We start from the raw sequence: 13,149 nt of genomic DNA, 5'->3' as shown, positions 1-13,149 counted from the left end.
AAAAATTTATCTTTCAAAAATAGACTTCTCTGAGTTATCGGGCGATGTCTTAAGACAGTTAAACGATAAAGATGAGCAGTATGAAAATGATCTAAAAGAAATTGAAAAAAAATTAGATAGATATACAAAGGATTACACTGCGATTAGAAGATTACTCTTAGAACTTGATGAAGATGATTTGAATTACGATTTGCTCAAACAGGGGTATCAGGATGATCAGGTAGAGATATTGAAAAAACTAAACAACGCAAAACTATTGAAATCCTCATTGCTTGAAAATATAGAAGTACAGAGTGAGAAGGAAACTACAACAGATTATATACTTGAACAACTTAAAGACTTTTCTAAATCAATCGATATAGCACCCTTTTATTTAAAGAAGAGTCTAATAGATGGAATTATTGATAAGATCGTTATAGATGCAGATGGGAACGTGCAAACCTACTTTAAGTTTGACCTCGATCTCCTCCAAAACACAAAAAAAGAGACGGAAGATATTGAGGTTTCCTTTATGTCTTTACCCGTTGTCTTGGATAAAACTACGGTGGTGCTTGCACCGCTGGTGGCTTCCGCCGGAGTTCCGGTCGCCAAAATGTCCGGCCGCGGGCTGGGACATACTGGCGGCACACTCGACAAGCTGGAGTCGATCAGCGGCTTCTCGGTGGAGATGGGCCGGGAGCAGTTCTTCGCCCAGGTCGGCGAAATTGGCGCCGCCGTTATCGGGCAATCCGGCAACATTACCCCTGCCGACAAGAAGCTGTATGCGCTGCGTGACGTGACTGCTACCGTGGAATCCATTCCGCTGATTGCCAGCTCCGTCATGAGCAAGAAAATCGCCGCTGGTGCAGATGCCATCGTACTCGATGTCAAAACCGGCAGCGGTGCGTTCATGAAGACGCTCGACGATTCCATCGCCCTGGCACAGGCCATGGTTGATATCGGTACGCATCTGGGCCGCAACACGGTTGCCGTCATCAGTGATATGGACCAGCCGCTGGGCTTCGGCATCGGCAATGCGCTCGAGGTCAAGGAAGGCATCGAGACCTTGAAAGGCCACGGGCCAAAGGATCTGCAGGAGGTCTGCCTCATTCTGGGCAGCCAGATGCTGGTTCTCGGCGGCAAAGCGAAGGATGAAGCCGAAGCGCGGACGATCCTGATGTCCCATATCGAGGACGGCAGCGCTTATGATAAGTTCAAACAGATGGTGGCTGCACAGGGCGGCGATGTTACACAGGTCGAGGCACCAGACACGCTGCCGTCAGCCAGCCGCTTCACCCAAGTCAAGGCAGCGTCCGCAGGTTATGTGGAGAGCATCCAGGCCGAGGAAATCGGCGTGGCTGCCATGCTGCTTGGAGCAGGTCGTGAGACCAAGGAATCGCTGATTGATCTGGGTGTTGGCATCCAGCTGTCGCTGAAGGTCGGCGATGCCGTTGCCGCAGGCGATACGGTTGCCGTACTGCATGTGAACGATGCCAGCGAGAGCAAGGTGCAGGAAGCAGAAGCCAAGGTGCTGGAAGCTTACCGCATTTCCGCTCAGCCGGTTCCGCCGCAGCCGCTGGTATTCGCGCTTGTAACGAAGGATGGCGTAACCCGGTACTAAGTAGCACAATGTGGAAAATTCTCCATCTAATAAACCACCTTTGGATAAAGAGGTGCTTTTCCTGGCAGTTAAGTGGAGGTATTCCCGCTAGTCACTCAGTGGTACGGAAATTGCGGGAAGTACAGCCAACATTTCCACTTAAATTATAAGCCGTATAGAACAATCTGTTCTGTACGGCTTTTTTCACGTTCACTGATGCTTGCTATCCGTTAATCCCCAGGAGTGTCCACATCGTCTAAACCGTCCTCCACCGTCCGCATTATCTGGTAAGCTCCCTTGCTCCGGTTGCAGAGGGCGGCGAAGGTTACACCGCTTGCAGGATAGAACGCCGAGCGGAAGGAGACACCGGGATCGAAACCCATCACATGGTATTTGTACACTTCGCCATTCAGCTTGGTAATCCACACGCCATAGCCATAGTAGTTATCTTGATCTTCATGAATATGCGGCGTTAGCAGCAGAGCAGTCGTTTCCTCATTAAGCAGCCGATGGTTGAAGAGGCCGTCCCAAAATAGCTGCATGTCTGTTGCAGTAATGAATGCTCCTCCGTCTGCGCCCCCTTTTACCGGTATGGAGTAGATATTGGTGATTAAGCTTCCATCTTCCTGTTCTATATATCCCATGGCCGTATTGGCCGGCAGATTATCCAGCGCAAAATAACCGGAATGCTGCATGCCGCAAGGCAGGAAAATATGCTGCTCCACATAATCCGAGAAAGCCATCCCGCTTGCTGCCTCAACGAGCAGACCGAGCATGATATAACCCGCGTTGTTATAGTGAAATCTGTCACCGGGGTTGAATTTCATCGGCAGGTTCTGGAACATCGGCAGGAAATCCTCAAGACGCCTGAGCGTATACATCGGTACGGCCTTCCACAATTCTGCGAAATCATCCATTGTCTCTTCGTCAAAATAATCCCCGATGCCCGAGCTGTGTGTCAGCAGCTGATGCACGGTTATCTCCGGACTGAACAGCGGGAACGCGAGTCCGCCTCCTTGTAACAATTCCAGAGCTTTACTCTCAAAAGAAAGCTTACCCTGTTCCACAAGCTGGCAGATGGCAATAGCTGTGAACAGCTTGCAGCCAGAGGCGATGCCGAAACGTGTGTCGGGCTTATTCAGCCGGTTATCAGCCATGTTCGCATGCCCGTAGGCTTCCAGAATCAACTCCTCTTCACGGCCGGATAACAGTACTGTTCCTGAAAAACCTAAGCTTTGGGCTGTGCTGGCAATCGCTTGGCGAAGTTGTTCAATCCTCATAGGTTATCCCTCATTCCTGATCTGTAGTGATGATTGTCCATTCAGATATTCTGCAGCGGACAGGGGTTATCCTTTTCATGGAATATGAGCCGCGGCGAAGAGGATGTGAAATACTTGACTGTAACAGTGAAGTGGAGCAGCATAGAGAATGGGCGGCCTCTGCTGGAGTGCCTGCCGTGCTGTCACACCGTCTAAACCGGTGAATAGATAGCGGAAATGGTGTAATTGGGAGGAAGTTAACATGAGTGAATCAAGGATACTAACCAGCATGAATGTATTGAAGGATTGTCTGGGGCTAAGCGGCGGTGAACTGCTGGCTGTTGTGGCTGACGATGACAAACGCGAGCTCGCGGAATCCGTCTATGAAGCAGGCAAGCGGCTCGGGGCTGAGTCGATGCTGCTGATCATGCAGCCGCGAAGAAAATCGGGTGAGGAGCCGCCGGCTCCGGTCGCCGAAGCTATGGCTAAAGCGGATGTGGCGGTCTGTATTACGACACATTCTATGACACATACGGCTGCCCGCAAGCAGGCAGCAGCAGCGGGAACCCGTGTGGCCACCATGCCTGGCATGACGGATGATATGTTCAGCAATGGGGCAATAACTGCTGACTATGCACAGGTCAAAGCGCTGACTGAACAGGTTGCCGCCCTGCTGTCCGGAGGCCGTGAGGTGCGTGTGGAGAAGGACGGGCTGAGTCTGAGCTTCTCGATTGACAGCAGAGACGGCGTGCTGAGCACGGGTTTATATCTTAATCCGGGAGAATCGGGCAATCTGCCTTCCGGCGAAGCGTATATTGCTCCGATGGAAGGCACCGCGTCAGGGCGGATTCTGGTGGATGGTTCCATCGCCGGAATCGGTGCGCTGCACAGTCCGCTGCTGCTTACAGTAGAGCAAGGCCGCTTAACCGCAGCCGAAGGCGAAGGCGGGGACAAGCTGCTGGAAATGCTGGGTACTGGTGATGGACGTTTCCTTGGGGAATTTGGCATTGGAACGAATAATAAGGCCAGAATTACAGGTGTGGTGCTCGAAGACGAGAAGGTCTACGGAACCATTCATGTAGCGTTCGGCAGCAATAATACCTTTGGCGGAATCCTTGCGGCAGGAGTACATATCGATGCTGTGGTAATGAAGCCTGACGTGTATATAGACGATAAGTTAATTATGCTTGCGGGAGAATTGCTCTAGTTAGGAGCCTAGGAGTTTAGAAGTTTAGGAGTGCCGGATAAATGACTCCGGATGGTTAAAGTGAGGGGCTTTCTCTGTGTGTCCGTAAGGATGCCGGGGAAGGTCTTTTTTTCTGCGTGAATTGGAATAATTTCCTGCCTTTCTGACCAAACTGGAATACAGTACCTGTGAAATGAAGGTTAATGTTCAGGAGGGGAACCACTTTGAGAAAAATTCGTTATATGATGCTTGTGCTATGTATGGCTGTTTCGGTTCTGGGAGCGGCACCAGGCGCATTTGCGGAGGAAAAGGCTAAAAGTACCGGTAATACCGCTGCTGCTGTTGATCTCGCGCCGGGAGCGCGTTCCGCCATTCTAATGGATGCGGGCACCGGAACCATTATTTATGAGAAGAACAGCCATGACAAGCTGCCACCGGCCAGTATTACCAAAATTATGACGATGCTGCTGACCGTTGAAGCCCTGGATGAGGGCAGACTGCAATTAACCGACAAAGTGCGGACGAGCGAATATGCTGCATCGATGGGCGGTTCGCAGATTTTTCTGGAGCCCGGTGAAGAAATGACGGTGGACGAGATGCTGAAAGGCATCGCTATGGCTTCCGGCAATGATGCCTCTGTTGCAATGGCGGAGAAAATCGCCGGCTCAGAGAGCGCCTTTGTCGATATGATGAACAGTAAAGCGGAGGCGCTTGGCCTGAAGGATACGCATTTTGCCAACTGTAACGGCCTGCCGGCTGCGAATCATTATTCCTCGGCCCATGACATTGCCGTCATCAGCAGGGAGTTGCTTAAGCATGAACGGATTATTAAATATACCGGTTCCTATCAGGACTATCTGCGCAAGGATTCGGCCAAACCGTTCTGGCTGGTTAATACGAACAAGCTGGTTCGCTTTTATACGGGAGCAGACGGCCTAAAAACCGGCTATACGTCGGAAGCCAAGTTCTGCCTCTCGGCAACTGCAGCCAGAGACGGACTTCGCGCCGTTGCCGTAGTGCTGGGCGAACCGAACACGAAGACACGCAACAGTGAAGTGTCGGGCATGTTCGATTATCTCTTTTCACAATATAAAATGCACACGATCTATAAAGCTGGAGACACCATCGGTACGCTGAATATAGAAAAGAGTGTGAAAAAGACCCTGCCGATTACCGCCAAGGAAACCTACAGCGTGCTGCTCAAAAAGGGAATTACCCAGGAAGGTATCCGCAATGAGCTGGTACTGCCGGATAGTGTAAAAGCGCCAATCGCCGCAGATCAGACCATCGGTAAGCTGGTAGTCTACCAGGGTACGAGTGTAATTAAAGAATATGAGCTCAAGGCGGGTGAAGCTGTACCGAAGGCAGGCTGGTGGAAGCTGTTCAAACGCACGACGGGATCCCTGTTCACGGTTGATTAATTTCTTGCATTTTGTAGATTCCCCTTGTGTCCTCTGTTGATTCTTAGGGGTTTTCTTCTAGTTTTGTCGGGGAGCAGGAATCCTCAATTGCCATGTAGAAAACCTTGTCCTTGTAGGGGAAAGCACTAAGTTACAGGGCGGTTTTGAAAGCAACGAAGAGGAGAGTGGCAAGTATGAATTCTCATGTGGAGATGGAGCATCACCGGGGTGTGCTGGTTGTCCGTTTATCGGGAGAGCTGGATCATCACGCAGCCGATTATGTTCGTATGGAGATGGATGAAGCGATTATGCGGGGCCAGGTGGAGCATCTGATTCTCAGCCTGAAAGAGCTGCAGTTCATGGATAGCTCGGGCCTTGGCGTCATTCTTGGGAGGTACAAGCTGATTCGCAGCAAGGGCGGGAAAATGGCAGTCTGTGATGCCACCGCCCCTGTGAAGCGGCTGCTGGAAATGTCGGGCCTGTTCAAAATCATGTCCCTATATGACGACGAGAGTTCTGCGCTCTCGGATTTGGAGGTTGCGTTATGACAAAGAGTGAAGCTGGTAACTTCATGAGTGTCCAGTTTGCCGCCCTCTCGGAGAACGAATCGTTCGCGCGTGTGGTGGTAGCGGCCTTCGTCTCCCGGCTCGATCCTACCATGGAAGAACTGAATGATCTGAAGACTGTTGTCTCGGAGGCGGTCACCAACTGTATCATCCACGGCTATGACAGTAATCCGGAAGGGATTGTCAGCATCTCGGCGTCGATCGACAATGAGACCGTGCACCTGACCATTGAGGATCAGGGGAACGGCATTGAGGACCTGGAGCTGGCACAGCAGCCGCTGTACACGTCCAAGCCGGAGCTGGAGCGGTCGGGCATGGGTTTTACGATTATGGAGAATTTCATGGATGAATTCGAAGTGACCAGTGAACCCGGGCGCGGTACCTCCATTTCAATGAAGAAAACGATCGTCTCGAAAAAAGCTTTATACAATTAGGGGTTGGAGCCATGGAAGCAGAATCAAAAAAAGCTCCGCCGACCTATTTGGACGATGCGGAGGTCAAACGTCTTATTGCGCTCAGTCAGGCCGGAGATAATCTGGCCCGCGACACGCTCGTAAGCTGCAACATCCGCCTCGTCTGGTCGGTGGTGCAGCGGTTTATGAACCGCGGGTATGAGCCTGATGATTTGTTCCAAATCGGTTGTATCGGACTGCTCAAGTCCGTTGATAAATTCGACCTCAGCTATGAGGTCAAATTCTCCACCTATGCGGTGCCGATGATCATCGGGGAGATCCAGCGTTTCCTGCGCGATGACGGCACCCTCAAAGTCAGCCGCTCGCTGAAGGAGATGGCCAACAAGGTGCGCAAGATGAAGGACGAAATGTCCAAGACGCTGGACCGCCTGCCGACCATCGGCGAGGTTGCGGAGGCGCTTGGTGTAACACCGGAAGAAATCGTGTTTGCCCAGGAAGCCAACAAGCCGCCGACCTCGATCCACGAGACCGTGTTCGAGAACGACGGCGATCCGATCACCCTGATCGACCAGATCGCCGACGAGTCGCAGGAGCGCTGGTTTGACAAGCTGGCGCTGAGCGAGGCTATCGGCGCACTCACCGAACGCGAGCGTCTGATCGTCTACCTGCGTTACTACCGCGACCAGACCCAGTCGGAAGTCGCCACCCGCCTCGGCATCTCGCAGGTTCAGGTGTCGAGGCTGGAGAAGAAGATCCTTGCGAATATTCGTGAGCAGATTGCGCAGTAGAGAGCGGTTCGGGCTGGTTTTCTTAGGGGACGATGTGAAGTGAGTGAGTTTGAGGTGAAGAGTTAGGGTTAGGTTATCCATTAAGTATGAATGAAGATGCAAAGTGACGGGTGCAGTGACGGGAATCGTAATGCAGCAGAAACCGCCTTTAGAAGGCGGTTTTTTGCTTTGGGTATTTTTGGTATGATAAATCCAGCAGAACGTTAGCGATATTATTGACCGATCGATACGTGAGGTAAATAGGAACTGCTAACGGACAGGACAGCTCTTATTTTCGCTATAGAGGGTATTTCGCCAGGCTAACGGACCGAAGTGCACTTATTTCCACTCCAGTAAGCATTTTTCGAAAGCATTCCCAAAAATAAGCGCACTGGAGTCCGTTAGAACGACAAAGGGTGGATTATGACGCAAATAAGTGCAACTGAGTCCGCAGCAAGTAGTGGAGAGTTACAGGTTTGGATTTAAGTACTAACCGGGCAAAAAGGGATACGCTCAGATAGAATGTCAATATGGTTATTCAAAGGTTTTAAAGGAATTATTGTGAAGAGTAAATAGAGAGGGTTTTTATGAAGAAATTTAATTTTGTAACAACAGAAGAATCCGAAAAGTTTTGCGAAGGAATTATGTTAGAAATGAAAAGACTTTTTAGTATCAGTGATGATGAAGCTTGGGAAAGATTAAATGAATTCTGGGAAAGACCTTTTGATGAAGAAGATGATATGCGATATCATGGATCAGAAGATTTTTGGGCAAAAACAATATGTTATGGCCCAGAGGTCAGGTGGTGGAAAAGAGAAGGAGACCCTACATTAAAGCCTAGGCCGTATCCCAACAAGTGACATAAAAAAAGCTAGCGTACGGTAAACACGAAGGGGCAAAATTGTTTGGTGCAAAAACTATGAAACAGGTCAAAATAAGTCCCTTTTTGAAGATATCGAAAAGGCAGCCCTTCTGACATACATTCGTAAAAAGTTCCCGGGGTTGCAGACGGCTTATATTCTCCACTGGATTCCTGAGCAAATGAATCTGGCTGAAAGTGCGTTGAGACTAGGATGAAACTGAGTAGAACGGAGAATGATAGTTTTGGCTAAAAAAAGCCGAGTCTGTAAAATATATTGTGTAAACTCTCAAACCCATTAAAATGGAAGTAAGAGAAAGGTTGGGGAGAACACATGGGACTTTGGACAAAACAACAGTTACGGGAATTTATTAAGGAAAACAACTTGGTAAGCGCACAGGATGCGCAGAATGCTCTAAAAGAGCTATTTGCGGAGACGATTCAGGAGATGCTGGAAGCCGAAATGGACACTCATTTAGGCTACGGAAAGCATGAAGTGAAGGCGAAGCTCACGCCAAACAGCCGTAACGGAAAGAGCCGTAAAACGGTTGTCAGTGAGTACGGGGAACAGGAAATCGCTATCCCTCGTGACCGTCTGGGTGAGTTTGAGCCACTTGTCGTCAAGAAGCATCAGTCGAACGTAACCGGCATCGAAGAGCAAATCATCGCTCTGTACGCCAAAGGGATTAGTACCCGAGAAATTCAGGATCACCTGGGGCAGATGTATGGCATTGAGGTGTCGCCTACGCTCATTTCCAATGTCACAAATAAGATTGTTCCTCTCATTAAAGAATGGCAGAATCGGCCTCTGCAAGGCGTTTACGCTGTTGTCTATCTGGATGCGATCCACTTCAAAGTCAAGCAAGACGGGGCCATTATCAACAAGGCTGCCTACATGGTCATTGGCATTGATCTGGACGGAAACAAAGACGTGCTGGGCATGTGGATTGGTGAGAACGAGTCCTCCAAGTTCTGGCTCAGCGTGCTGAATGAACTCAAGAATCGTGGAGTGGGGGACATTCTCATTATCTGCGTGGATAACCTGTCCGGGTTCTCTCAAGCGATTGCGGCCTGCTATCCCCAAACTGAAATCCAGAAGTGTATTATTCACCAAATCCGCAGCTCTACACGGTACGTGTCTTACAAGGATATTAAGAAGGTGACCGCCGACTTAAAGCCTATATACAAGGCAGCTACCGAGGAAGGTGCCTTGCTTGAACTCGACCGTTTTGAGGAAGTCTGGGGGGCGAAATATCCCCTCATTATCCGTTCGTGGCGGACGAATTGGGACGAACTTGCTACTTTTTTCAAGTACCCGCCTGAGATACGTAAACTGATTTACACCACCAATATGATTGAGAGTTACCACCGTCAGCTTCGTAAAGTAACCAAAGGAAAGAGCATCTTTCCTACCGATGAAGCTCTGCTAAAAATGCTCTATCTGGCCACCGTCGATGTCACTCGAAAATGGACTGGACGTGTCCAAAACTGGGGCCAAATGCTGCTCCAGCTTTCGGTATTTTTCCCAGACCGGGTCGGTCAACACTTGCGTTAGATTCGCGACTTCCCCCTCGGGGGAATCTGTGCTTAAAAGAGTTTACACAAAATTATTGACAGACCCAAAAAGCCCGGTGCAAAATGACTCTGCACCGGGCTCTTAAGACTCTCTAATACTCCTTACGATAACGGTGGCATTCCAGCAACTTGATCGATCATGGCTGCTTCCTGCGCATCGGCGGCGATTAGCTTGTTATACACATCCTGATCCAGCGGACTATTTACCTTTTTCAAACCGGCTAAATACCAGCGCGCGATTTCCCGGTTGACGGGATCCGAATAATCTTCGCTTAGCCCGCCTTTTAATAGGGTAACTGCAGACACAACATCTCCGGTGAGAATTTTCATTTTTCCAACGGCTAAATTTGTTGCGGGAGTAAGAGGAGTGGCGGGATTGCTTGTACCACTCATAACTTGGCTATAAGCTTCAATACCTATGCTGAAGTTTGCCTTGGCGTTTGCTGCAACATGTGCATTATCCAATCCTTGAGTGCTTAAGATATTTAACCATTCCGAATACGAGGGTTGACCCAGCCCGTAAGCGAGAACTATCACATCACTATACCATTCTGTACTCCACAGATCATTGCGCCTTGCCAGAGCGGCGTAGCTATCTATGAATCCTGTTTGGATGATGGACGCGGCGGTCTCTGCCTGTCCTGTAACCTGATTTACTTTACCTGCACTAAGGGCAATCAACGGTGTGACCGAGAAAGGCCGGCCCTGTAGCTGTCCCGAAGGCAGTGTTTGTAAATATTCGACCCCATCCACCACGTGCTGGTAAGCGGATAGGCTGGTATGGAAGTACTCCTGCTTCTTAGTCTCGTTCTGCTGGAGATAGGCTTGGATGCCGAGACGGGTTGCCCGTGTAATGAGCTGCTCATACCATTCAATATCCCATATATACTTATCCTGATTATCGAGGTATACGGCATAGGCCTCCTCACGTTTATCTAACGAATCATAGATAGCAGTCTGGAGCTTCAATAGCTGTTTATTGTATGGCTCATCTTTGAGGCCGCGCTGTAGTAAGGATAAAGATTCGTTGGCATATTGCTCATCTTTGGTCTGTCTATACACCTGATTATCAAGTGCTGCTAACATCATAATTGTCTCAGGGTGAGCCGGACGGTTTTTTAATGCCCTCATAAGCGGAGCTTTAATCTCTTCGTAGGATTTACTGTACTGTGCAATAGCCTTTGCATCAGCTAGATCGTTAGTGGAAGTGATATTGCGTATCGATACGATGAGTATGGCCAGCGCTGCCATAGTGGTCACACCCAGATAACCGTAGCGCAGTCCGGCTGATTTCCAGTTGCCTTCAAGAGGTTTAGCTTCCATGGCAGCCGTCATCCCGGCAAGACTGATAAATACAAGCATTCCCATGAACACATAACTAAGGTTAAAGTCCAGGATACTATGTAATAGAATGGACAATGCGATGATTAAATAGAAGAATCCGTTCTCAAATTCATCTGTCCTCTTCAGCTTTATATATCCCCTGATATATTTGTAGAACACATACAGGATAAAGCCCATGAACAAGATAAACCCCAGAATGCCGACTTCAATTAAGTATTGCAAAAAGAAATTGTGCGCCTGACGGCTTACATACGGATTGTTCTGGTATTTCTCATACAAGGCAGCCCACCCGCCGCCACCTGCACCAAGAACAGGATAGTCCTTCGCTACTTTAAAAGCATCCCGGTAAAAAGTCATACGTTCCAGCACACTATGCTGTTTGAAGTTAATATTTTCTAAACGGGTTTCAATATTGGCCGGCAAAATACTTCGTGCGCTTGTTCCAATGAGCAGCCATGCAGCAGCAGCCACCAATACCGTTGCTCCGACCGGAAGCCACAGATTAGCGAACTTTCGGGTAGTCCTGTTTTCCAAGCGCTTTTCTAAACCCGCAGCAATGAAGCGTTGTACGGACCAGCAGGCTGTTGAGGTTACAATACAAGCAATAAGAAGCCAGCTCCAGCCCTCTACAGCAGCAGAAGGATCAGATACTGCCGCCAAATGTTTGCCGATAGATGTTATTTTGCTGATCACAGCCAGTGACGCAGCGGCAGCGATGATTAGGTGGATGATCCAGAAGATTTGCCGCGAAGGCTTCTGAAAGAGAAGCAGCAGGACAAAAACTACCGGCATCATGACCAGACCGCCCCGTGATAGTGTCAGAAGCAGTGAAATCATAATCGGTACCAGCATAAAACTGTGTATTAGCATGCCATACCACTTTTTGGACCGGACCAAAGCATACACAGCTGTAAACAGAAAGGCCATCAGGAAAGCGGCATACGTATTTGCGTATTGAAATATGGAGGTCAGACGTAGACCGTTCGAATCGGTCATGACTGCGTCAAGATACTTACCGGCACGGACAGTATTAGAGAACCAGCCAACAGCCCCTCCGGCTACATTCCAAGCTCCCAGCCAGTTTAGCAGACCGAACCAGACGATTAGGTAAGCTAATGTTAGTACGGTGAATTGAATGATCTGATTCGCGAGTTTTTGCCGGAGAAGATAGAGGGTTACAATAAAAAGTGCAGCATACATACTTTGAATAAGCAGCATATTGACTGCCATATAGTGAGAGGCAGCGGTAAAAAGGGATAAAAAGTACGTCAGCGGAAGCAGTAGCACACATAGAGCAACAAGATCCCGCTGATCCTCAAATCTGAATTTTTTGTAGTAGACCACAGCCCAGACGATAAGCATAAGACTGCCGGTTACCGTAGAAATATAAATTGGTTTTTCAAAATCAGCCTGTTGACCATTAAATAGCCCTACCTGAAACGGAGCCCATACTAAGAAAAGTAAGAACCCGATAATCAGCACCCAGAGCGAGAAGGGAAGAGCTTCATCATACCTTAATGGAGTGGACTTTTTACCATAAACCGGTTGCGCCAATTTTTATTCTCCTTTACAATTTATTCTAGTCATTAGTATAAGTTGATTGGATCATTTTGGCAAAGATGGATTATGGACGTGTCCTTCTAGTGTTTCGATTTTTATCCAGGTAAACCGAATTAAGAAAGGTGGAATTCAACCCATGAGATTGAAATTAGAGGGACTTACGGTTTTGGCGCAGGATGTAGCTAAATTGGCTAGCTTTTATCGTGATGTTTTGGGATTTGAGACAGTCATTGAAGAGAACCATTATGCTGAATTTGTGAACAGCGGTATTCGTCTTGCGATATGTTCAACAGCATTAATGGCGGAAAACACGCATGACCACCATACCTACTTAGAAGAGCGCAAGGGGCAAGCCTTCGAATTTAATTTCGAATGTGATTCTCCCGACGCTGTCCACACGATGTATGCAGAGGTTGTTTCAAAAGGGGCAACTGAAATTACAGCTCCAAAGTCAATGTCCTGGGGGCACACCACAGGTTTCTTCGCAGATCCGGAAGGCAACATTCATTCCATCTTTGCGGTTAATCCGGTAACGGCTCAGAACGGGTAATTTCGAGTTATTGGATTGTGCAACAGGTGTTTGAGTGGGAACAACGGCTGCCGGAACAGATTTTCAAATGCAGCATTAAGCGGAAAAAAGT

Annotated in this window: 10 protein-coding genes and 1 pseudogene; 9 read left to right on the top strand and 2 right to left on the bottom strand. The window is 48.7% G+C overall.

The annotated features are described in order from the left end of the window. Window positions 1-496 precede the first annotated feature (496 nt). Window positions 497-1,600 (top strand): annotated as a pseudogene (locus JRJ22_RS29300) (thymidine phosphorylase); the annotation flags it as partial. Between the two features lie 209 nt (window positions 1,601-1,809). Here the strand turns inward: JRJ22_RS29300 and JRJ22_RS18945 are convergent. Next, window positions 1,810-2,859, bottom strand: a complete 1,050-nt coding sequence (locus JRJ22_RS18945; protein ID WP_206100977.1) for a serine hydrolase domain-containing protein — start codon at window positions 2,857-2,859, stop codon at window positions 1,810-1,812. A gap of 241 nt (window positions 2,860-3,100) precedes the next feature. On the opposite strand from JRJ22_RS18945, the gene JRJ22_RS18940 reads away from it, so the two are divergent. The 7 genes from JRJ22_RS18940 (at window position 3,101) to JRJ22_RS18910 (ending at window position 9,584) form a co-directional block, all read left to right on the top strand. Next, on the top strand, window positions 3,101-4,045 hold the full coding sequence (locus JRJ22_RS18940; protein ID WP_206100976.1) for an aminopeptidase: 945 nt from the start codon (window positions 3,101-3,103) through the stop codon (window positions 4,043-4,045). A 182-nt stretch (window positions 4,046-4,227) separates the two neighbouring features. Next, window positions 4,228-5,445 (top strand): D-alanyl-D-alanine carboxypeptidase family protein, encoded by a 1,218-nt coding sequence (locus tag JRJ22_RS18935; RefSeq protein WP_408637841.1) that lies wholly within the window; start codon window positions 4,228-4,230, stop codon window positions 5,443-5,445. 173 nt (window positions 5,446-5,618) lie between these two features. Beyond that, complete coding sequence (spoIIAA, locus tag JRJ22_RS18930) at window positions 5,619-5,972, top strand: anti-sigma F factor antagonist (RefSeq protein WP_054941453.1); 354 nt, start codon at window positions 5,619-5,621, stop codon at window positions 5,970-5,972. After that, the gene (spoIIAB, locus tag JRJ22_RS18925) at window positions 5,969-6,424 is read left to right on the top strand and encodes an anti-sigma F factor (RefSeq protein WP_054941452.1); all 456 of its coding nucleotides are present in this window, start codon (window positions 5,969-5,971) and stop codon (window positions 6,422-6,424) included. The genes spoIIAA and spoIIAB overlap by 4 nt, the downstream gene beginning before the upstream one ends. Before the next feature lie 11 nt (window positions 6,425-6,435). Continuing rightward, window positions 6,436-7,191: an RNA polymerase sporulation sigma factor SigF gene (gene sigF / locus JRJ22_RS18920; protein WP_054941451.1), complete on the top strand. Its 756-nt coding sequence runs from the start codon at window positions 6,436-6,438 to the stop codon at window positions 7,189-7,191. A gap of 566 nt (window positions 7,192-7,757) precedes the next feature. Then, on the top strand, window positions 7,758-8,030 hold the full coding sequence (locus tag JRJ22_RS18915; RefSeq protein WP_206100975.1) for a hypothetical protein: 273 nt from the start codon (window positions 7,758-7,760) through the stop codon (window positions 8,028-8,030). A 333-nt stretch (window positions 8,031-8,363) separates the two neighbouring features. After that, entirely contained in the window at window positions 8,364-9,584 is a 1,221-nt protein-coding gene (locus JRJ22_RS18910) for an IS256 family transposase (protein ID WP_206100169.1), read from the top strand. A 122-nt stretch (window positions 9,585-9,706) separates the two neighbouring features. Here JRJ22_RS18910 and JRJ22_RS18905 read toward each other — a convergent pair whose 3' ends face one another. Beyond that, window positions 9,707-12,502: an O-antigen ligase family protein gene (locus tag JRJ22_RS18905; protein ID WP_206100974.1), complete on the bottom strand. Its 2,796-nt coding sequence runs from the start codon at window positions 12,500-12,502 to the stop codon at window positions 9,707-9,709. Between the two features lie 142 nt (window positions 12,503-12,644). Here JRJ22_RS18905 and JRJ22_RS18900 point away from each other — a divergent pair, with 142 nt between their 5' ends. Then, window positions 12,645-13,058, top strand: a complete 414-nt coding sequence (locus JRJ22_RS18900; RefSeq protein ID WP_206100973.1) for a VOC family protein — start codon at window positions 12,645-12,647, stop codon at window positions 13,056-13,058. Window positions 13,059-13,149: the final 91 nt, after the last annotated feature.

The organism is Paenibacillus tianjinensis, from assembly GCF_017086365.1.
Taxonomy (GTDB): Bacteria; Bacillota; Bacilli; order Paenibacillales; family Paenibacillaceae; genus Paenibacillus_AQ; species Paenibacillus_AQ tianjinensis.
Note: the sequence above shows the minus strand (reverse complement) of the source record. Positions and strands in the feature narration are given on the sequence as shown.